At 71.4% G+C, this 20,141-nt stretch carries 21 protein-coding genes; 15 read left to right on the forward strand and 6 right to left on the reverse strand.

Features of this window, described 5'->3' with window-relative positions:
• Positions 1 to 1,130 precede the first annotated feature (1,130 nt).
• On the reverse strand, positions 1,131 to 1,811 hold the full coding sequence (locus ACIBI5_RS45700; RefSeq protein ID WP_397256750.1) for a cache domain-containing protein: 681 nt from the start codon (positions 1,809 to 1,811) through the stop codon (positions 1,131 to 1,133).
• On the reverse strand, positions 1,792 to 2,559 hold the full coding sequence (locus ACIBI5_RS45705; RefSeq protein WP_397256752.1) for a FadR/GntR family transcriptional regulator: 768 nt from the start codon (positions 2,557 to 2,559) through the stop codon (positions 1,792 to 1,794). Before ACIBI5_RS45705 ends, ACIBI5_RS45700 begins: the two co-directional genes overlap by 20 nt.
• 74 nt (positions 2,560 to 2,633) lie before the next feature.
• Between ACIBI5_RS45705 and ACIBI5_RS45710 the strand changes: the two genes are divergently transcribed.
• From ACIBI5_RS45710 to ACIBI5_RS45730, 5 genes are read left to right on the forward strand one after another with little or no spacing between them, the layout of a single operon-like run.
• Positions 2,634 to 3,833 (forward strand): (Fe-S)-binding protein, encoded by a 1,200-nt coding sequence (locus ACIBI5_RS45710; RefSeq protein ID WP_397256754.1) that lies wholly within the window; start codon positions 2,634 to 2,636, stop codon positions 3,831 to 3,833.
• Positions 3,834 to 3,867: 34 nt separating this feature from the next.
• Complete coding sequence (locus ACIBI5_RS45715; protein WP_397256756.1) at positions 3,868 to 5,370, forward strand: FAD-binding oxidoreductase; 1,503 nt, start codon at positions 3,868 to 3,870, stop codon at positions 5,368 to 5,370.
• Positions 5,367 to 5,621 (forward strand): hypothetical protein, encoded by a 255-nt coding sequence (locus ACIBI5_RS45720; protein WP_397256758.1) that lies wholly within the window; start codon positions 5,367 to 5,369, stop codon positions 5,619 to 5,621. Before ACIBI5_RS45715 ends, ACIBI5_RS45720 begins: the two co-directional genes overlap by 4 nt.
• The gene (locus tag ACIBI5_RS45725) at positions 5,605 to 7,068 is read left to right on the forward strand and encodes an APC family permease (protein ID WP_397256760.1); all 1,464 of its coding nucleotides are present in this window, start codon (positions 5,605 to 5,607) and stop codon (positions 7,066 to 7,068) included. Before ACIBI5_RS45720 ends, ACIBI5_RS45725 begins: the two co-directional genes overlap by 17 nt.
• Positions 7,065 to 8,117, forward strand: coding sequence for an LLM class flavin-dependent oxidoreductase (locus ACIBI5_RS45730; RefSeq protein WP_397256762.1), 1,053 nt, complete (start codon positions 7,065 to 7,067; stop codon positions 8,115 to 8,117). Before ACIBI5_RS45725 ends, ACIBI5_RS45730 begins: the two co-directional genes overlap by 4 nt.
• A 52-nt stretch (positions 8,118 to 8,169) precedes the next feature.
• Here ACIBI5_RS45730 and ACIBI5_RS45735 read toward each other — a convergent pair whose 3' ends face one another.
• On the reverse strand, positions 8,170 to 8,757 hold the full coding sequence (locus ACIBI5_RS45735; protein ID WP_397256764.1) for a TetR/AcrR family transcriptional regulator: 588 nt from the start codon (positions 8,755 to 8,757) through the stop codon (positions 8,170 to 8,172).
• 71 nt (positions 8,758 to 8,828) lie between these two features.
• On the opposite strand from ACIBI5_RS45735, the gene ACIBI5_RS45740 reads away from it, so the two are divergent.
• Positions 8,829 to 9,701 carry an NAD(P)H-binding protein gene (locus tag ACIBI5_RS45740; protein ID WP_397256766.1) on the forward strand — a complete coding sequence of 291 codons (873 nt, stop codon included), beginning with the start codon at positions 8,829 to 8,831 and terminating at the stop codon, positions 9,699 to 9,701.
• On the opposite strand, the gene ACIBI5_RS45745 is transcribed toward ACIBI5_RS45740, so the two are convergent.
• The gene (locus ACIBI5_RS45745; protein WP_397256768.1) at positions 9,670 to 10,191 is read right to left on the reverse strand and encodes a GNAT family N-acetyltransferase; all 522 of its coding nucleotides are present in this window, start codon (positions 10,189 to 10,191) and stop codon (positions 9,670 to 9,672) included. The two genes, ACIBI5_RS45740 and ACIBI5_RS45745, sit on opposite strands and share 32 nt — an antisense overlap.
• Before the next feature lie 45 nt (positions 10,192 to 10,236).
• Between ACIBI5_RS45745 and fxlM the strand changes: the two genes are divergently transcribed.
• Positions 10,237 to 11,406 (forward strand): methyltransferase, FxLD system, encoded by a 1,170-nt coding sequence (gene fxlM / locus ACIBI5_RS45750; RefSeq protein WP_397256770.1) that lies wholly within the window; start codon positions 10,237 to 10,239, stop codon positions 11,404 to 11,406.
• A 105-nt stretch (positions 11,407 to 11,511) separates the two neighbouring features.
• On the forward strand, positions 11,512 to 11,799 hold the full coding sequence (locus ACIBI5_RS45755; RefSeq protein WP_184963581.1) for an iron-sulfur cluster biosynthesis family protein: 288 nt from the start codon (positions 11,512 to 11,514) through the stop codon (positions 11,797 to 11,799).
• Positions 11,800 to 11,839: 40 nt separating this feature from the next.
• Here ACIBI5_RS45755 and ACIBI5_RS45760 read toward each other — a convergent pair whose 3' ends face one another.
• A complete protein-coding gene (locus ACIBI5_RS45760) occupies positions 11,840 to 12,817 on the reverse strand; it encodes an acetylxylan esterase (RefSeq protein ID WP_397256772.1) in 978 nt (325 codons plus the stop codon).
• A 108-nt stretch (positions 12,818 to 12,925) separates the two neighbouring features.
• On the opposite strand from ACIBI5_RS45760, the gene ACIBI5_RS45765 reads away from it, so the two are divergent.
• From ACIBI5_RS45765 to ACIBI5_RS45795, 7 genes are all read left to right on the forward strand, one after another.
• Entirely contained in the window at positions 12,926 to 14,152 is a 1,227-nt protein-coding gene (locus ACIBI5_RS45765) for an alpha/beta fold hydrolase (RefSeq protein ID WP_397256774.1), read from the forward strand.
• Positions 14,153 to 14,185: 33 nt separating this feature from the next.
• On the forward strand, positions 14,186 to 14,776 hold the full coding sequence (locus ACIBI5_RS45770; RefSeq protein ID WP_397256776.1) for a DsbA family protein: 591 nt from the start codon (positions 14,186 to 14,188) through the stop codon (positions 14,774 to 14,776).
• A 226-nt stretch (positions 14,777 to 15,002) separates the two neighbouring features.
• The gene (locus tag ACIBI5_RS45775) at positions 15,003 to 15,365 is read left to right on the forward strand and encodes an ArsR/SmtB family transcription factor (RefSeq protein WP_397256778.1); all 363 of its coding nucleotides are present in this window, start codon (positions 15,003 to 15,005) and stop codon (positions 15,363 to 15,365) included.
• Positions 15,362 to 15,976, forward strand: coding sequence for an SRPBCC family protein (locus ACIBI5_RS45780; protein ID WP_397256780.1), 615 nt, complete (start codon positions 15,362 to 15,364; stop codon positions 15,974 to 15,976). Before ACIBI5_RS45775 ends, ACIBI5_RS45780 begins: the two co-directional genes overlap by 4 nt.
• Positions 15,977 to 16,090: 114 nt before the next feature.
• A complete protein-coding gene (locus ACIBI5_RS45785) occupies positions 16,091 to 17,200 on the forward strand; it encodes an alkaline phosphatase PhoX (RefSeq protein WP_397256782.1) in 1,110 nt (369 codons plus the stop codon).
• A gap of 10 nt (positions 17,201 to 17,210) precedes the next feature.
• Complete coding sequence (locus ACIBI5_RS45790) at positions 17,211 to 18,056, forward strand: SGNH/GDSL hydrolase family protein (protein ID WP_397256784.1); 846 nt, start codon at positions 17,211 to 17,213, stop codon at positions 18,054 to 18,056.
• Positions 18,053 to 18,922, forward strand: a complete 870-nt coding sequence (locus ACIBI5_RS45795; RefSeq protein ID WP_397256786.1) for a bile acid:sodium symporter family protein — start codon at positions 18,053 to 18,055, stop codon at positions 18,920 to 18,922. The genes ACIBI5_RS45790 and ACIBI5_RS45795 overlap by 4 nt, the downstream gene beginning before the upstream one ends.
• Here the strand turns inward: ACIBI5_RS45795 and ACIBI5_RS45800 are convergent.
• Positions 18,882 to 20,090 (reverse strand): PucR family transcriptional regulator, encoded by a 1,209-nt coding sequence (locus ACIBI5_RS45800; RefSeq protein WP_397256787.1) that lies wholly within the window; start codon positions 20,088 to 20,090, stop codon positions 18,882 to 18,884. The two genes, ACIBI5_RS45795 and ACIBI5_RS45800, sit on opposite strands and share 41 nt — an antisense overlap.
• Between the last annotated feature and the right edge of the window lie 51 nt (positions 20,091 to 20,141).

The raw sequence follows: 20,141 nt of genomic DNA on the forward strand, positions 1-20,141 counted from the left end.
CCACCGGGCTTCGACCCCGTCCTCTACCGGCTGCGCCACGCTGTGGAATGTGGCATCAACCAGCTTAAGCACAACCGTGGCATGGCTACCCGCTATGACAAACTCGCCGTCCGCTTCGAGGCCACCGTCACCATCGCCGCCATCAACCAATGGCTCCGCGACTTATGAAACACGCCTTAGTTGTCTGATGCAACAGGGAGCGCTTCTGGCAGCGCAACAGCGCCGTACGGCAAGTGCCATCGTGCCGTGTACGCGTGGCATCCCAGAACCACACCTTCAGCACTGGGGAAGCATCGCGCAAGCCGCGCGCCGTAGGCGCGCACAGCCATGGCGCCCGAGCGAAGCGAGGACCGCTGACCAGGGTGGGCTTCAGCTGCCCAACCACCCAGACGGGCAACGGGTGGGACCTCAAAAGGACGCCCGACCGGAGGGAGGACCTTCAGGGGTCGAGCTTCAGCTCGACTGAAAGAACGCCTGGAACCTCTACGCGCGAAGCGCGCCCAGGTGGAAGACCTTGCCTGTGGAAGTTGCGCCCTAGCCGCCGGTCCTGAGCACGAACCGCCCGGCCCGTCGCCCGGCGGACGCGCGTCTGCCCATGCCTACCGCCTCGGTGACCCTTCGCCAGGTGATCCGCCGCGCCCTGGCTTCGAAGGCGGTGCCGGGCGTCCGGGGTCTGATGGCGGAATTGTGGATATATGCCGCGTTTCACGATTCTCGCGGGAATTGAGCGCATTCACCACGCCCATCAGAAAGCCACTTTATTGGGGTGGATTAATCCTCACCCGAGAGGCATTCAAACCCGCCTAGATGGCATTACCATCTCCCTTGAGTGTGCTCTTATCCTGAAGGGAGGTGGAAAATGGGACGTCACGGTCGCCCGTCGAGATATAAGGACATTCTCGCCATCGGCCGGATCACCTGGTCTACGGCCCGAGCGGTCGTCTGGATCGTCTGGGTGATCCATTCCCTCTAGCGGTGGTCGGGCCTCCTGTCGGCCGAGCGGTGCACACGTCTGCAGGCAGGAGGCCCTTCCAACGGCAATGGTACGCAGCGGCGGTAAAACCCGAAAACCGCTAACGTTTATTTTTTTATGTACCGGAGCGATAATCTCCCTCCAGGTGTAATCTCTGCTACCCCGCGTGCGTGATCGTCTCCAGGGACATCAGCCGCCAGGGCAGGCTGGGCAGAGGGTCGCCGCCGGTCACCGGCAGCAGCGACCCGGACGGGCGGCGCGGGGAGTTGGCGGCCACGACACGGCCTTCCGCGTTGACCAGGGCCACCTCGGCCGAGCAGGCGCTCAGCACGCCGAGCAGCAGTTCCTCGAAGCGGGCCGCTCGCACGTCGGCGCCGACCACACCGAGGAAGCGCCGCTCGACCTCGACGGGCGTGGTGAGCGTGAGCATGTAGGTGTCGGTGCCGCCGTAGTCGACGTACGGGCCGACGACGTGGCGGCGGCGGGTGCGCTCGGGCACCGCGAACCACTCGGCGGCGGTGTAGTCGTAGAAGTCGAGGCTGTCGGGGTTGAGATCGACGTCGAGGAAGGTCGGGTCGGGCGCCTGCCACCACTCCAGCCAGCGCGGCCGGTCGGCCAGCACTCCGGGGGCCAGGATGAGCCCGGCTCCGGCCAGCACGTCCGGTGAACGGCGCAGGCAGCCGAAGATCTGCGGCCGGATCGCGACCAGGTCGGAGGTGGACAGTTCCGGCCGGTAGCAGGCGACGGCGGCCGTCCTGATCTCCTCCAGGGAGCTGAAGATGTCTTCGATGATCGTGTGAACCCGGTCGGCCACCCGGTCAACGCGTGGATCCTCCATCGTCACCTCCCGCTGTCGCGACGAGCCGCCAATGGAACTCCATCAGACGCTGGACGCCCTTGTCGATGTGCGCTTCGGTGAGGCGTCTGGCGCTCTCGGCGTCGCGGGCGGCGACGGCGTCGATGACCGCGGTGTGGCTGTGCACGACCTCGGCGGGGTCGACGGCCTCGCCGTACGGGAGCCAGAGCAGTTCGCCCGCCTCGGCCTGGATGTCGATCTCGGCGCGGGTGAGCCGGACGGACTGGGCGGCGGCGGCGAGTTCGATGTGGAAGCGGCCGTCGGCGCGGCGGCGCTCGCCCATCGTGGTGGCCTTCTCCAGCTTGACGACGACCTGGCGCAGGCGCTGGACGTTCTCCCCTGAGGCGCGCAGCGCGGCCAGGCGGGCGGCGGTTCCGGCGATGGCGGCGCGGTAGTCGCCGATCTCGCGGAGTTCGGAGCTGCTCAGCTCGCGCAGGCGCTGGCGCAGGCGGGCGGCGGACGGATCGGCGGGGCCGCGGACGAACGTGCCGCCGCCCCTGCCCCGCCGCGTCTCGACCAGGCCGCGCTCGCGCAGGGCGGCCAGGGCGGCGCGCAGGGTGACGGTGGAGACGTTGAGCGCTCCGGCCAGCTCCAGCTCCGAGGGGAGCTGGTCGCCGTCGGCGACGAGGCCGAGGGCGATGGCCTCGGCCAGGCGGCGCACGACGACCTCCACGCGGCCCGATCCGTCGTCGAGCGGGGCGAAGACGGCCGACACCGGCAGCTGGGTCACGAGCACCAGCATATTGCCTTTTGAAATATGAACTCATAGTTTTAAGCGCAACCCCGAATCGTTGGGAGGCCCCCGTGCCCGACGCCGACAAGAGGTTCCCCGACAAGAGGTTTGCGGAAGAGTGGCGTGACGCCGCCTACAACTGCTTCTCCTCCGGCCACAAGTTCTGCCGCGAGGTCTGCCCGGTCATGCAGGTCACGCGGAACGAGTCCTGGAGCCCCACCGCCTTCCACGCCAACGTGGTCGCGATGGAGAAGGGCGAGCTGGAGATCTCCGACGTGGCGGCGGACTACGTCAACTGCACCGGCTGCGGAGCCTGCGAGCTGCGCTGCCCCAACTCCCTGTTCACCGGCGACTTCTACCGCTTCCGCACCCGGACCGTCGACCTGGTCAAGGCGGCGCGGGCGCTGGCCGTCTCGCAGGACGTCCACCAGGACGCCTGGCGACGCTGGAACACCGAGACCGACGAGCGCTCCCACGAGCCCGTCACCGAGGCCGCCGGGCAGGAGCGCGTGCGCGACTGGGCCGAGGGCCTGGAGCTGGCCATCGGCGGGGAGACGATCCTGTTCGTCGACTGCGAGGCCGCCTTCCACCGGACGAGCGTGCCGCGCGCCGTGGCCCGCATGCTCAACCTGGCCGGATACAAGTTCGGGCTGATGAACGAGCAGTGGTGCTGCGGCGGACCGGCCGCCGAGATGGGCTACGAGGAGCAGGCCAGACGCTTCGCCCGCCACAACCTCGACGACTGGCGGGCCTCGGGCGTGCGGCGGGTGCTGGTGCTCGACCCGCACGACTACATCACCTTCACCGAGGACTACCCCACGTACTTCGGCGACGACTACGACATCGAGATCGTGCTGGTCGTGGAACTGCTCGCGGAGCTGGTCCGGGAGGGACGGCTCACGCCACACGTCCCCGTCGAACGCAGCGTCACCTACCACGACCCCTGCCGCCTCAACAAGCGCAAGGGCGTCTGGCGGGAGCCGCGTGAGCTGCTACGGGCGATCCCCGGGCTGAGCTTCACCGACGTGGACCGGGTCACCCAATGGTCGTACTGCTCGGGCGCGGGCGGCGGGCTGCCGATCGAGAAGCCGGAGCTGACCGCGCGGATCAGCGCGAGCCGCATCGACAAGGCCGCCGAGCTGGGGGTGGACACGCTGGTGAGCGCCTGCCCGTGGTCGGAGCGGCCGCTGTCGGAGGCGGGCAGGGCCCGCTCGATCGACGTGGTGGACCTGTTCGAGCTGCTCGCGCTCTCCCTGGGGGTGGCGCCGTGATCACCCTCTTTCCGGTACGGCGGGCGGTGCCGTCATGACCGTCACCGCGCTCAGCGACCCTGTGCTCGGCGAGCTGCGCCAGATCCTCGGCGACGGGCATGTGCTCACCGGGAAGGCCGACCGGCTGAACCGGGCTCGCGTGCCGGCGCCGTTCCCCGTGCACCGCTGGGCGGAGCGGCTGCCCGACCTGGTCGTCCTGCCCGGCAGCACCGAGGAGGTGGCCGAGGTGCTCAAGCTGGCCAGCCGCCTGCGGATCCCGGTGGTGCCGCGCGACGGCGGCACCGGGCTGACGGACGGGGCGGTGCCACTGCGGGGCGGCATCCTCGTGGACGTGAAGCGGATCAACCACATCAAGGATCTTGATCTGGACAACCGCACCTGCACGGTCGGCACCGGCATCAACGCCCTCAAGCTCAACGAACGGCTGGCCGTCCACGATCTGATCTATCCGGATGACCCGGCCTCCTACCCGTGCTCACTGGTGGGCGGCCGGATCGGCACGAGCGGCTGGTCGCTCATCGGCTCCCGCTACGGGCACACGCGCGACCTGGTCCTGAGCTTCGACCACGTGCTGCCGAGCGGACAGGTCATCCACGTAGGGGATGGCATAGGCCGAAAAATCACGAAATCGTCGAGCGGCTACCAGCTCAAACACCTTTTCATGGGCCATCAGGGCACGCTCGGCATCGCCACCGAGGCGACGCTCAAGCTCTTCCCCAAGCCGGAGGCCGAGTTCTCCCCCTTCTGGGCCTTCGCGGACTACGCCGACGCCTACCGCTGCGTCGGCCTGCTGGCCCGCGCCGGGGTGGCCACGTTCGCCGGAGCGGTGCTGTTCGACGAGTGGAAGGTCGCCTACCTGCGCCGCGACGACGAGGCCTACATCCCGCAGCCGTCGTCGGTGAAGGCCCTGGTCTGCGCCGCCCTGTACGGCTACGCCGACGAGGTGGAAGCGGGCGGCAGGCGGCTCATGCGCATCGCCCGCGACGCCGGCGCCCGCTACCTGGGCGACGAGATCTCCCAGGGCGACTGGGCGGCCCGCCACGACCGCTACGCCACCCCGCTGCACGGCCGCACGAAGTCCGGCCAGGTGGCGCCGATGAGCTGGCACTGCGAGGACGCCTCGATCAACTACACCAACCTCCCCTCGGTCCGCCTGGCCTGGCACGAGATCGCCGACCGGCTGCGGCGCGAGAGCGACGTCTTCGACGACTGGGGCATGTTCGCCTACACCAACGGCGCGACCGGCGCCGACTACCTGACCGAGATCGACATCGGCATCTGGGAGCAGCGCCTGGACGACCGGGCGTGGGCGGCCTGGGTACGCGCCAAGCGGGACCTGGCGGCGGTGGCCCTGGCCCACGGCGGGTCGATCAGCGCCTGCCACGGCTCGTGCCGCGAGGGCGAGGTGGACCTGGTGCCGCAGGAGCTCGGCGGCGGTTTCGAGGTGATGCTCCAGATCAAGCGGGCGCTGGACCCCAACAACATCATGAACCCGGGCAAGTACCTGCTCGACCAGGCATACGGAGCACCATCATGACATATCGCCGGTCGGATGAAATGTCGCCACCGCCTGCCGTACCGGCGACCGATGTGGCGATCACCCGGTTCGAGCACGTCTACGAGGTCGCGCCGGAGCTGATGACCGAGCACGTCCTCCAGCAGGAGTTCCCCAACTGGGACACCCTGCGGCTGGTCCACTCCCGGGCCGGCCACCTGGCCTGGATGCACCGCCACTTCGCGCACACGGTGGTATCGGGCGAGGAGCTGCTCCATGAGCTCGACGGATGACCGGCGCCTGGCCGACCTCGGCTACACCTCGGAGTTCCGCAGGGAGATGAGCCTGTGGGCGAACTTCTCGCTCGGGTTCACCTATCTCTCCCCCGTCGTCGGGATCTACACGCTCTTCGCCACCTCGCTGGCGGCGGGCGGGCCGCCGATGATCTGGAGCCTGGTGCTCGTGGGCGCCGGGCAGTTCCTCGTGGCGCTGGTCTTCGGGGAGATCGTCTCGCAGTACCCGCTGACCGGCGGCATCTACCCGTGGGCACGGCGGCTGTGGGGGCGGCGGTGGGCCTGGATGACCGGATGGGTCTACCTCGTGGCGCTCCTGGTGACGATCGCCAGCGTGGCCTACGGGGCGGGGCCGTACCTGTCGGCCTTCCTCGGCGTCGGGGTGAGCACCTGGAACACGATCCTGGGCGCGGTGGTGATCATCGGCGTGGCGCTGGCGATCAACCTGGCCGGGACGCGGGCGCTGGCGGTCGCGGCCATCGTGGGATTCGCGGCGGAACTGGCCGGGGCGCTGGCCGTGGGCGGCTGGCTGCTGCTGACGCAGCGCCATCACGGGCTGGGGGTGCTGTTCGACACGTTCGGGGCGGGCAGCGGGTCCGGATATTTCACGGCTTTCCTGGCCGCCGGGCTGATCGGGATCTTCCAGTACTACGGGTTCGAGGCCTGCGGTGACGTCGCGGAGGAGGTGCCCGACCCCACCCGGCGCATCCCCAAGGCCATGCGCATGACCATCTACGTGGGCGGCGCCGCGGCCACCTTCGTCTGCCTGGCGCTGCTGCTGGCCGTGCCGGACTTCGCCGCGGTGATCGGCGGCACGAGCACGGACCCGGTGACCGGCGTGCTCACCGCCGCGTTCGGCGAGGGCGGGCTGCGGGTGGTGCTCGGCGTGGTGCTGCTGTCGTTCCTGTCGTGCGCGCTCAGCCTTCAGGCCGCCGCCGGCCGCCTGCTCTACTCCTACGCCCGCGACGACATGATCGCCGGCAGCCGGATCTTCAAGCGCTTCTCCCCCGTCCGCCACATCCCGCCCTACGCGCTGCTGGTGGCGGCCGTCGTGCCCGCGCTCGTGGTGCTCGGCTCCGTCATCTCCGCCGACGCGCTGGTGAAGATCATTTCATTCGCGGTCCTCGGCATCTACCTGGGCTTCCAGATGGTCGTCCTCGCCGCGCTGCGGGCGCGGCTGCGCGGCTGGCGTCCGTCCGGGCCCTTCACGCTGGGCGCCGCCGGGCTCGCGGTCAACATCGCGGCCCTGGTGTACGGCGCGCTGGCCATCCTCAACATGGTCTGGCCACGCACACCCGGGGCGCCCTGGTACGACGACTACCTCGTGCTGCTGTCCGGCGTGGCGGTCGTCGCCGCCGGGCTGGTCTATCTGGTGGCCGCCCGGCCGTACGAGCACGGCGCCGCCCCCGCCGGCGACGCCATCCCCCAGAAGGCAGGTTCCCCATGAAGTTCAGCTACGTGATGCTCCCCGACTACCCGCTGACCGACTCCCTGCGTTCGATCAAGCTCGCCGACGACCTGGGCTTCCACGCCTGCTACGCGGCCGACGAGACCTGGCACAAGGATCTGTGGCTGCTGTTCGCCGCCGCCGCCGGGCAGACCTCGCGCATCCGGTTCGGGCCGAGCGTCTCCTCGGTCGTGCTGCGCGAGCCGTCCCTCATCGCCCAGGCCGCCGCCACGCTCGACGAGCTCAGCGACGGGCGCGCCGAAGTGGTGCTGAGCTGCGGAAACTTCGGGCTCCTCGCCCAGTACGGCATCGACTGGACCGTCTCCAAGCCCCTGTCGCGGGTCAAGGAGGCGGCCCACGTGGTCCGCACCCTGCTCGACACCGGCGCCATCACCCACCAGGGCGAGTTCTTCACCTACAACGGCCTGTTCACCTTCGCCCGGCCGGTGCAGGAGCGGGTGCCGGTCAAGTTCGGCGCCATGCGCGGCCCGCGCTCCTTCCAGGCGGCGGGCGAGTTGTCCGACGGCGTCCACCACGCCCTCAGCTACACCCGCGAGGCCTACGACTACCTGGTCGAGCAGTTCGGCGCCGGCGCCGCGAAGGCGGGCAAGGACCCGTCCACGCTGGACATCGGCGCCTGGGTCGTCTTCGCCACCGGCCCCGACTCGGCCGTCGCCAAGGAGGCCGCCCGCAGCATGGTCGGCCTGTACGCCTCGTCGATGCCGGCCGAGCAACTGGAGCGCAACGGCGTCAACCCCAACGCGATGAAGCCCGTGGTGGAGGCGCTCGGCGCCGGGGACCTGGCCCGCGCCATCGAGCTCACCACCCCGGAGATCGGCGAGCGCCTGTCCATCGCCGGGACGCCCGAGGAGTGCGTGGCCAAGATCAAGCGGGAGATCGAGCCGGCCGGGGTCAACCACATGATCCTCGCGGTGACCGACGCGACGCTGGTCAAGCAGTTCATGGGCCGCGACCTGCCGGACGTGGCCGACGTGGACACCCAGCTCCGGCTGATCCACGACCGGATCATGCCCGCCTTCGAGAGCTGAGGCCGGCGCCCCGCCGTACCGTGGAGGGCAGGGTACGGCGGGGCCTCCAGGGCTACAGGGAGTCCAGCCAGGCCAGCAGTCGCGCGCCTTCGCGGTCCATGACGGCGGGTTCGCGCAGGGCGTTGGCCAGGAGCGACATGCCCTGGTAGGCGCCGACGAGCGTGAGGGCGAGGCCGTCCGGCTCAGGCAGGCCGAGCTCGCGGAACCGGTGTTCCGCCCAGTCGAGCAGCAGCCGGATCACCCGCCCCGCCTCGGCGTCGAGCCCGCCCTCCGCGCGCTTGTCGAGCTCGGCGGCGAGGGTGCCGGTGGGGCAGCCGTAGCGGGCGGCGAGCTCGCGCTGGCTCACCCAGGCCTCGACCAGCCCTTTGAGCCGGGCCCGCGGATCGGGCAGCTCGTCCAGGCGGCCGGTGAGCTCGCCCAGCCGCCTGGCGTGCTCCGACAGCGCGGCGGCGACGAGTTCGTCCTTGGTCTTGAAGTAGTAGTACACGTTGCCCACGGGGACGTCGGCGGCGCGGGCGATGTCGGCGATCGTGGTCCGCTCGGCGCCCTGCCGGTGCACGACCTCGGCGGCGGCGCTCATGAGCCGCTGCCGCTTGGCGCCGGCCGCCCGCACCCGCGTGGAACCTTTCGAGTCAGTCACCTGACTCACTATAGCGGCGAGCCTGTGCTACGGTTCTTTTCAGTCAGCCAACTAACTCACTGGAGAACCTCATGTTCGTTGTCACGGGAGCCACCGGGAACGTCGGCCGCGCGCTGGTACGCACGCTGCGCGAGTCGGGTGCGGAGGTCACCGCCGTCGCCCGCCGGATCACCGCCGCCGACGCGCCCCAGGGTGTCCGCACGGTCGCCGCCGACCTGACCGACCCGGCCACGCTCGGCCCGGCGCTGCGGGGCGCGCGGGCGGCGTTCCTCCTGGCGCCGCCGGTGCTCGCGCCGGAGGCCGACGCCGCGGTGATGGCGGCGGTCAAGGCGGCGGGCGTAGACCGGATCGTGGTCCTGACCTCGCAGTCGGCCGCCACCCGGCCCGAGTCGCCCGGCCACGGCCTGCGGATGCGGCACTTCGAGGACCAGGCCATGGCCCTTGGCCTCGGCTGGACGGTGATCAGGCCCGGCGGCTTCGCCTCCAACGCCTATGCCTGGGCCGAGACGGTGCGCGCGCGGCGGGAGGTCTTCGCGCCGTTCGCCGACGTGCCACTGCCCGTCGTCCATCCGGACGACATCGCCGAGGTGGGGGCCGCCGCGCTGCGCGACGCGGCCCACGACGGCCGGACGTACGTGCTGACCGGGCCGGAGCTGATCACGCCCCGTCAGATGGCCGCGGCCCTGGGCGACGCGCTGGGCGAGGAGCTGGCCTTCACCGAGCTGACCCGCGCCGAGGCCAGGGCCCGCATGCTCGCGTTCATGCCCGAGGCGGTGGCCGACGGCACGCTGGACATCCTCGGCGAGCCGACGGCCGAGGAGCAGAAGGTCAGCCCGGACGTCGAACGGGTGCTCGGCCGGGCGCCGCGCTCCTTCGCCACCTGGGCCCGGCAGAACGCCGCCGCGTTCGGGCTCAGCGCAGCTCGCCCTCCAGCAGCCCCATGACGACCTGGTCGTGCCACTTTCCGTCGCGCCGGAACGACTCGCGCCGGCGCCCCTCCTCGACGAAGCCCACCTTCTCGTAGACGCGCCGGGCCGCGGTGTTCTCGGCGACGACGGTCAGGCCGATCCGGTGCAGGCGCATCTTCTGGAAGCCGTAGCGGCAGATCACCCGCATCGCGTCGGTCGCGTAACCCTGCCCCCAGGTGTCCTTCTCGCCCAGGTAGATGTCCAGGGTGGCGTTGCCGGTCTCGGGTTCGGCGCCGCGCAGCGCGCAGATGCCGACCGTCCGCCCGTCCAGGTCGTCGATCATCAGGGTGAGGCTCTCGTAGGAGTCGGGCTTGCGCTCCTCAAGCTGCCGGGTCAGCGCGGCAAGCGAGGGCGGGTACGGGTCCTCCAGCCAGCGCATCACCTCGGGATCGGTGTGCCAGCGCAGCAGGAAGACGGCATCCGACGGTTCGATGGCGCGCATGCGCACGCGGTCTCCGGTAAGCACGAGCGCATTCCTAGCAGAAGGGGCGACAGGCGTGATAATCAAGCCATGAGGCAGGCGCGGGAGGCCATGGTCCGGCAGTTGCTGCAGCATGTGGAGATGAGCGAGCGGGTGGCCGGGGTCCTGCGCACGGTGCCGCGGCACCTGTTCCTGCCGGAGGTGGACCCGCGTGAGGCCTACCGCGACGAGCCCATCGTCACCAAGCGCGACGAGAACGGCCTGCCGATCAGCTCCTCCTCCCAGCCCGCCATCATGGCCACGATGCTCGACCAGCTCGGCGTGCAGCCCGGCCACCGGGTGCTGGAGATCGGCGCGGGCACCGGCTACAACGCCGCCCTGCTGTGGTCGCTGACCGCGCCGGGCGGCCAGGTGATCACCGTCGACATCGACGACGATCTGGTACGGCGGGCCCGCGACCACCTGGCCGGGGCCGGATTCCCCGAGGTCCGCGTGGAGTGCGCGGACGGGGCGGCCGGCTTCCCCGGCGGCGCGCCGTACGACCGGATCATCGCGACCGTCGGCGTCTGGGACCTCGCGCCCGCGTGGGCGGCGCAGCTCGCGCCGGACGGGCGGCTGGTCGCCCCGCTCGACCTGCGCGGGGTGCAGGTCTGCGCGGCGTTCGAGCGCGCGCCGGGCCACTGGAGCAGCGTCTCGGTGGTGCCGGCCGGGTTCATGCGGATGCGCGGGGCCGCGGCGGGACCGGAGCGGCTGTGGCAGGTGGCCGACGGGCTCACGTTGTTCCTGCCCCAGCCGCGCGAGGTGGGCGACGTGGCGCGCACCCTGGCGGCGGAGCCCGTCGCCGAGGTGAGCACCGGCGTGCGCGCCGGGATGGGCGAGGTGAGCGTCGGGCTGAGCCTCTGGCTGGCGATCCGCGATCCCCGCTGGTGCACGCTCTACGGCGACTCCAAGCTGCTGCCGTCCGCGCCGGTCGCCCACGGGGGCGTCAGGATGACCTCGGGCCTGGCCGTGGACGGCGGGCTGGCGGTGCTCACCGACGAGCTGGCCGCGCTCGGCTTCGGGCCGCGCGGGCCCGAGCTCGCCGACGGCCTGGCCGCGCACGTCGCCGCCTGGCAGGAGGCGGGCCGCCCCGCCGCGGACGGCCTGCGCGTCGAGGCCTGGGACCTGCCGTCGGCCGCCGCGCCGCCCGCCGGCCGCCTGGTGATCGACAAGCGCGACACCCGGTTGCTGATCTCCTACGGGGCCGCTGAGCGGCCGTGATCCCGGAAGTCACAACCCGCAAAGAATTTTCGTCAGGATGATTGGGCCGCGCGATAACGGGAAGGGCAGGCAACTCATGCACGCCGAGAACGAGGAGGAGCCGTCGTGCTCACCCTGACACCTACCGCAGCCCAGGCCATCCGGGATCTCACCGCGACCACGCCGGAGCCGGCGCAGAGCGGCGTCCGCATCTCGTCGAAGGGCGAGAGCGCGGGATCGCTGACCCTGACGCTGGCCTCGGCGCCCGAGCCGCTGGACGAGGTGGTCGAGACCGAGGGCGCCCGCGTCTACCTCGACCCGGTGGCCGCGAGTGTCCTGGAGGACAAGTCCCTGGACGCGGGCGCCGACGACCAGGGCGGCGTCTCCTTCGTCGTGATGGAGAAGCCCGCCTGATCCGCGGGCGGGGCCCCGCCCGCCGGGGCCCCGCCCGTCCTCAGGACGTGAAGAGCTTGGACAGGTAGCGCACCTGCTCCTCGCGCTGGAAGCCGCCGCCGCCCTCGTGCTGGTTCCAGGGCCAGACGGTGATCTCCTTGGGGCCCTGCCAGTGGTTGTAGGCGGCGAAGACGGTGGACGGCGGGCAGACGTCGTCCATGAGCGCCACCGAGTACAGGGCCGGAGCGTTCCCCCGGGCGGCGAAGTTGAGTCCGTCGAAGTAGGAGAGCGTGCGGAAGACCTGGTCGGCGTTGCCGCGCAGGCTGGCCAGATAGCGGACGATCTCCTGGTACGGGTCGCGGCCGGTGATCTCCAGGGCGCGCCGGAAGTGGGTCAGGAACGGCACGTCGATCAGGGCCCCGGCCACGTCGTCGCGCAGCCCGGTGACCGCCTGCGCGATGCCGCCGCCCTGGCTGCCGCCGGAGGCCACGACGCGGGCGCCGTCCACGAGAGGGTGGGCGAGCGCCACGTCGACGGCGCGGACGGCGTCGGTGAAGACGCGGCGGTAGTAGTAGTCGTCCGGGTCGAGGATGCCACGGGTCATCATGCCGGGCGCCTGCGCGGAGGCGCCGCCGCGCGGGTCGGGCGTGGCGCCCGGACTTCCGAGGCTGGCGCCGCCCTGGCCACGGGTCTCCACGACGAACACCGCGTAGCCCGCGTTCGGCCACAGGAGATGGTCGTGGGGGAAACCGCGCCCGCCGCTGTAGCCGATGTAGTGCATGACGCACGGCAGCGGCCCCTCGGCGCCGCGCGGCACGATGAACCAGCCGTTGATCCGGTCCCCGCCCCAGCCGGAGAACTGGACGTCGAACACCTCCACCCCGGCGAGCGGGAGGTCATAGGGCGTGTAGACGGGATCGGCGGGGAAGGCGCGGGCCTCCTCCAGGGTCCGGGTCCAGAAGCCGGTGAAGTCGGCGGGCTCGTCGCGCTCGGGGCGGTAGTCGCGCAGGCGTTCCAGCGGCAGGTCGAACAGCGGCATGGGGGGTCACCAAACCTCTCGTAGAGTTTCCCGATATTTCACCGCATTCACCCCGGAAACCGCTATCCCACCCACCACAGCGGCCGCGAGTCGGTAGTTTCGGCTGGTGTGAGGCGCTTGTTACGCGTGGCGGGACGGCTGGTCTGCGGGCTGGCCGTGCTGCTGCTGTCACCGGTCCTCGGCCTGGCCACGCTGGCCGGGATGGCGACGGTGATGGCCGGGCCGCAGGTGTTCAGCGTCACGGGCCTGGCCGTCTTCGCCTCGGTGTTCTACCTCGGGCTGCTGCTGTGCGTGCCGCGACCGGCGCACAGATGGGCGCGGTGGGTGCGGGCGGTGGCGCTGCTCGCGGTGGAGGCGGTGGTCGTCTGGCACGTCTGCGCGCAGGTGCTGACCGAGCCGCCGGGCACGCCGCCGCCCGCCGCCCGGGTGGAGGGCCAGCGGGAGTGGGAGCTGCCGACCGGCTCACGGCTGGCGTACGTGCGGGTGGCGGCCGGGAAGGCGGACGCGGCGCCGGTGGTCGTGCTGCAGGGACGCGGCGACCTGGCCGGGGACGCCGCGTTCTTCGGGCGGCTGGCGGGCGGCGGGCGCGAGGTCTACGTCTACGACGCGCTCGGCACCGGGCGCTCGGAGCGTCTGCTCGACCCTCGCGGGTACGGCCTGCCGCGCGACGTCTCCGACCTGGAGGCGATCCGCGAGGAGCTGGGCGCCGAGCGCCTCGTGCTGGTGGGCCACGGCGAGGGCGCCCGGCTGGCAGCGGCCTATCTGGGCGCCTTCCCCGGCCGGGTGGAGCGCGTGGTCTTCTCCTCCCCCGCCCCACTGCGTCCCGCGCCGACCGTGCTGGGCTTCCCGGCCCCCGGCGAGTCGCTGCGGATGGCGGACGTCGACGCCCGCATGCTGGTCACCCACGCGCTGCTGCGCGTGGAGCCCAGGGCCGCGCTCTCCTTCGCGGGCGACGGCGAGCTGGACGCCCGCCTGGACCGCGCCCGCGCGCTGACCGCCGCCTCCCACCACTGCCCCGGAGTCAAGCCCGCGGCGCGGCCACACGGATCGGGCGGGTCGGGCGGGTACGCGAGCCTGGCGCCGCGCGACGTCGAGCCGCCGGGCGCGAGCGGCGTTCCGGTGCTGATGGTCAAGGGGTCGTGCGACTTCCAGCCGTGGTCGTCGATCCGGGACTATCCGCCGGGCGGGCTGGTCTACGTCGAGGGCGCCGGGCACGCGGTCTACGCCGATCGGCCGGGGCCGTACCTGAAGGCGCTGCGTTCCTTCCTGGCCGGGCGGCGGACGGGTACGCCCGCCGGTGACCGGCCGCCGCCCGGCTACCTCGGCCCGGCTTGAACTCAACCGCACTTGAGGTTGCAGGATGCCGTCATGAAACTTGAGATCTACGCCGACATCCTTTGCCCCTGGTGCTACATCGGCAAGCGCCGCCTGTCCCGGGCGCTGGAGGGGCCGGCCGATCCGCCGGAGATCGTGTGGCGTAGCTTCGAGCTCGACCCCGGGGCGGGCCGTACTCCCGGGCCCACGGCCGAGGAGGCGTTGCGGGAGTGGTGGGGCGAGCGCGCCGCGTCCCGTGCCGAGCTGATCAGGACGACCGGCGCGGCCGACGGGCTGGAGCTCAACCTGCACCTGGCCAGGCCGGTGAGCACCTTCGACGCCCATCGGCTCTGGAAGCTCGGCCAGGATCACGGCAGGGGCGAGGAGATGGTGGAGCGCCTGCTGCGCGCCTACCACACCGAGGGCGCGAACGTCGCCGACCCCGGCGTGCTGGACGCGCTGCGCGAGGAGGTGCTGCCCGGCGTGCCCCTGCCCGGCGGCGCCTACGCCGAGGAGGTGCGCGACGACGAGCGCCGGGCCGCCGCCCAGGGGGTCACCGGCGTGCCGTCCCTGGTGATCGACGGCGCCCGGCCGGTCTCCGGCGTGCAGCCGCCCGAGGCGATCAGGCGGCTGCTGACCGGCTGAACGGCAAAAGTGCCCGTCGCGGCGAAAGCCCACGGGCTCTGCCGGTCGAGCCGACGTGGATCGGCGACCGGGCAGCCATCGGACGGCGACGAGACACGGTTCCGTCCGGGTCGTGTGGTAGGTGGGGAGGTGATCGACGGTACGCGGCGGACGGGCGCGGCGCCACCGAATTAACCCGCTTATATAAGAGTTGACTAATATAAGCGGGTGCTGCGATAGTGGGGCCGTGCACGCATTCGACGTCCTCGGCGACCCGGTCAGGCGCCGGATCCTGGAGCTGCTCGCCGGCGGCGAGCAGACCTCCGGCTCGCTGACCGCCGTCATCCAGGCGGAGTTCGGCATCTCGCAACCGGCCGTGTCCCAGCATCTGCGGGTGCTGCGGGAGTCGGGGTTCGCGACAGTGCGGGCAGAAGGCGTGCGGCGGCTCTACGCCGTCAACGCCGCCCCCCTGCAGGAGGTCGACGTGTGGTTGCAGCCGTTTCGCAGGTTCTGGGCCCAGCACCTCGACGCCCTGGCCACCGAACTCGCCCGCGGCAAGCGGGAGCGCCGCAAGACCGCGGAAGAAACCGACGAGAAGAGAGAATCATGATCGACATCGCCGCCCACATCAACGCCACCCGCCGCGACGTCACCCGCGACGAGGAGAGCGTGTCCGTCATCATGGGCCGCACCTACGACGCCGCCGTGGACGACGTCTGGGAGGCCCTGACCGACCCCGACCGCATCAAGCGCTGGCTCATGCCGATCAGCGGCGACCTGCGCGTCGGCGGAACGTTCCAGCTGGAGGGCAACGCGGGAGGCGAGATCCTGGAGTGCGAGCCGCCCGCCCGCTACAAGGTCACCTTCGGCGACGCCACCAGCGTCATCGAGGTACGGCTCAGCCCCGCGGGCGACGAGCGCACCGACCTGGTCCTGGAGCACACCGTCCCGCTGGCCATGGCCCAGAGCGGCGCCGGCGCGTTCACCGTCGGCCCCGGCTGGGACGGCGCCCTGCTCGGCCTCGCCCTGTTCCTGGCCGGGGAGGTCAAGGAGAGCGACGACCCGGTCGAGGCGGCGAACTCCGAGGAGGCTCAGCGCTACTCCCTCGCGTCGGTGCTGGCCTGGGAGACGGCCATCACGGCGTCCGGCACGGCCACCCCGGAAGAGGTCGCGGCGGGCAAGGAGATGTCGATGGGGTTCTTCGCGCCCGGCGTCGACTGACCAGGCGGCCTTCACCGGCGTCAAGGGCCTTTGTGATGGGTCACAGGAAACCCGCCCCAGGTTTGCCGCCCCACCCAATTCACAGATCCGCGAGCCCGCCTCATGGTGTGTGCCATGCAGCGACGCACGTTCCTCCTCGCCGTCTCCGCCGCCGCCTTCTCCGGATCACTCTGGCAACAAGCCGCCCACGCCTCCGCGGGGCTGAGTCCTTACGGCCCGCTGGGCCCGCCCGACGCCAACGGCATGGCGCTGCCCGCCGGGTTCGCCGGCCGGATCATCGCCCGCTCCGGCCAGACCGTCGGCGGCGCCCGATGGCATCCCGCGCCCGACGGCGGCGCCTGCTTCCCCGACGCCACCGGCTGGATCTACGTCTCCAACTCCGAGATCCCGCTCGCCGGCGGCGCCTCGGCCATCAAGTTCCGAGCCGACGGGTCGGTGGAGCGCGCCTACCGCATCCTGTCCGGCACCAACCTCAACTGCGCCGGCGGGGCCACGCCGTGGAACACGTGGCTGTCGTGTGAAGAGATCTTCCGCGGCAGGGTCTACGAGACCGACCCGTACGGCGTGCGCTCCGCCCAGCCGCGCAACGCCATGGGCCGCTTCAAGCACGAGGCGGCCGCCTGCGACCCCGACCACGGGGTCATCTACCTGACCGAAGACGAGTCGGACGGCTGCTTCTACCGGTTCGTCCCCAACACCTGGGGCGACCTGTCGAGCGGCCGTCTCGACGTGCTCTGCGCCGGGCCGGCCTGGAAGCGGGTGCCCGATCCCGGCCCTGCCGTACTGGAGCGTCAGACCAGGCACCAGGTGAGCGACGCCCTGCACTTCAACGGCGGCGAAGGCTGCCACTACGCGGGCGGCGTCTGCTATTTCACCGCCAAGGGCGACCGCAAGGTGTGGTTCTACGACGCCGGCCGTAACGTGCTCGGCACCGTCTACGAAGGCGGCGGCTCGCTCGACGGCATCGACAACATCACCGGCAGCAGCGCCGGAGACCTGTACGTCGCCGAGGACGGCGGCAACATGGAGATCAACGTCATCACGCCCGACCGGGTCGTGGCCCCGATCATGCGCCTGGACGGCCAGTCGCGCTCGGAGATCACCGGCCCCGCCTTCTCCCCGGACGGCAGCCGCCTGTACTTCTCCTCCCAGCGCGGCACCAGCGGCGAGACGGCGGGCACGGGCGGCATCACCTACGAAGTCACCGGTCCGTTCCGACGCTAGGGAGCGCACGATGATCCGTCGATTACTCACCCTGTGCACGGCCGCCGCCCTCGTCCTCACCGTGGCGCCGCCCGCGCACGCGGCCGCCGAGGTGTACGTGGCGCTCGGCGACTCGGCCGCCTCCGGCCCGCTCATCCCGAACCAGATCCTGCCCCAGCTCGGCTGTTTCCGCTCCGACCGCAACTACGCCCACCTGTCATCGCGCGATCTCGGCGGCTCCCTGCGTGACGTCACGTGCTCCGGCGCCGATATCCAGGACATGTACGAGTCGCAGCGCACCGACCTGGGCAGCGTGCCGCCCCAGCTCGACGCCGTCGGCCCGGACGCCACCCTGGTCACGGTCCAGATCGGCGCCAACGACCTCGACCTGACCGGCTTCATCGAGGACTGCCTGAGCCTGCTGCCCGGCGACCCCTGCCACGACGAGTACCAGGACAACGGCCGCGACCGCTTCCGCGACGGCACCGACGCCCTGCGCCCCCGCCTCGACCAGCTGATCCGCGACATCCGCGCCCGCGCTCCCCAAGCCCGGATCTTCGTCGTAGGCTACGGCACCTACGCCCCCAGGAACGGCTGCTGGCCCCGGGTCCCGGTGCTGGCCGTCGACGCCAACTACATCCGCGCCACCATCGCCTACTTCAACCAGGCCCTCCGGGAGCAGGCGGCGGCACAGGGAGTCGGTTTCGTCGACTTCCAGACACCGAGTGAGGGCCACGATCCCTGCAAGTCATCCAGCGTCCGCTGGATCGAGCCCTACGTCCCCGCGTCGGCGGCCACGCCGTTCCATCCGAACGCCCTCGGCATGCGGAACTTCGCGGCCATCGTCACCCGTACAGTCAGGACCCCGCTTCTATGAGCCTTGCCAGCGTCTTCCTGCCCATCGCCCTGGCCATCATCATGCTCGGCCTGGGGCTCGGCCTGACCGTGGCGGACTTCCGCCGCGTGCTGGCCTATCCGAAGGCGAGCGTGATCGCGCTCGTGTGCCAGATCCTCCTGCTCCCGGCCCTGTGCCTCGGCCTGGTGCTGCTGTTCGACCTGCCGCCCGTGCTGGCGGTGGGCATGATGCTGCTGGCCGCTTCCCCCGGCGGGACGACCGCCAATCTCTACAGCCATCTGTTCGGCGGCGACGTCGCGCTCAACGTGACGCTGACCGCCATCAACTCGGTGCTCGCGGTGTTCACGATGCCGCTGGTGACGAACCTGGCCATCGGCTACTTCGGCGCGGAATCGGGCGCGCTGGGCCTGCAGTTCGACAAGAGCCTGCAGGTCTTCGCGCTGGTGCTGGTGCCGGTGGCGATCGGCATGCTCGTGCGGGCGCGGTTCAGCGCGTTCGCCGAGCGCATGCACAAGCCCGTCAAGATCGCCTCGGCGATCATCCTCTTCCTGGTCGTCGTCGGCGTGGTCCTGCAGGAGCGCGCCAACATCGGCGGCTACATCCGCGACGTCGGGCTCATCACCCTGGTCTTCAGCGTGCTCAGCCTGGCGATCGGCTACTGGGCGCCGCGCCTGTTCAAGGTGGGGCGTGAGCAGGCGATCGCGTCCTGCATGGAGATCGGCATCCACAACGCCACCCTGTCGATCACGGTGGCGATGGGGCTGCTGGCCATCCCGCAGATGGCCGTCCCCTCGGCCACCTACGGGGTGATCATGTTCTTCACCGCGGCCGCGGCGGGCTTCCTGCTCAGGCGGCGGAGTCCGGCAGAGGTCCCGGCCGGTTCGTGACGCGCCGGGCGGCCAGCGCCGCCCCGATGCTCTGCAGCTGCGCCGGGTCCACCGGGTCGAGACCGGTCAGGGTGACCGCCCGGCGCAGCCGGTAGTCGACGGTGTTGGGGTGCACGTGCAGCCGCTCGGCGGTGCGCCTGCGGTCCAGGCCGGTCTCCAGGTAGACGGTGAGCGTCTGCAGGAGGTCGGGGTTGTCGGTGAGCGGGTCGAGCAGGGTGGCCAGCCCGCTCATCGCCTCGCTCGGCCGGGTCAGCTGGTATTCCAGCAGCACGTCGGCCAGCCGGTAGAGCCCGGCCGGGTGGTGGAAGAGGTGGACCACGTCGAGCACCTCCTGCGCCAGCCGCGCCGCCGCGGCCACGCCCTCGGGCGCGGCGACCTCGGCCGCCGCCCGCACCTCGACCCCGGCCGCCTGCGCCATCGCCGCGACCAGCGCGGCCGCGGCGCACCAGTCGAGGTCGGGCACCAGGATGAGCCCGCCGGCGGGTTCGAGCAATGACAGCACCGGCTCGGCCGCGTGCTTCTGGACGGCGTCGCGCACGCGGTGCAGCTTGCGCCGCCCGGCCACCGCGCCGAACCGCTCGTCGGGATGGGCGCCGAGCGTCACCGCCAGCACCAGGTAGCGGGCGGCCAGCCGGATGCCGGCCCCTGCCTGGGTCTCGCCGCTGAGCAGCGCGGTGATGGCGGCGTGCCGGGCGTGCTGGTCCTGGCTCACCATGCTCTCGCGTTCCTGCTGGTAGGCGGCGCAGACGGCGGTGGTCACCGCCTCGGTGTAGCCGAGCATTATCCGGCCGGCGGCCAGCGCGTCGGACACCTCCTCCGGCCGCGCGTCGGTCGTCACCAGGTCCCAGATGCGGCCGGCGCCGAGGTGGTAGGCGGCCAGGATGGCCTCCAGCGGCACCCCTTCCTGGGCCCGGCGGGCGGCCGAGGCGCAGGACGGCTCCAGTTCCTCCGGCCTGGGCAGGCGCCGCTCGCGAAACAGCCTGGACACCAGGCGCAGGTTCTCCTCGGTGATGCGGAAGATGTCGTCGCTGAGCTCTTCCGCGGGTAACTCGCGGTAGAAGGGGATCTCGGCCACGAAGCCGGAGACGAGCTCGCGCGCCAGCCGTACCTTCTGCTTGTCCAGGAGCACGTGCACGGCCCGTCCGGCCACGCGCAGCGGCTCGCTCATCGGTCAGCTCCCGCGACTCAGCGACACATCCCCCTCTAGTAAGTCAGATAC

Origin of the sequence: Nonomuraea sp. NPDC050540, assembly GCF_044457485.1 — a bacterium.
GTDB lineage: Bacteria > Actinomycetota > Actinomycetes > Streptosporangiales > Streptosporangiaceae > Nonomuraea.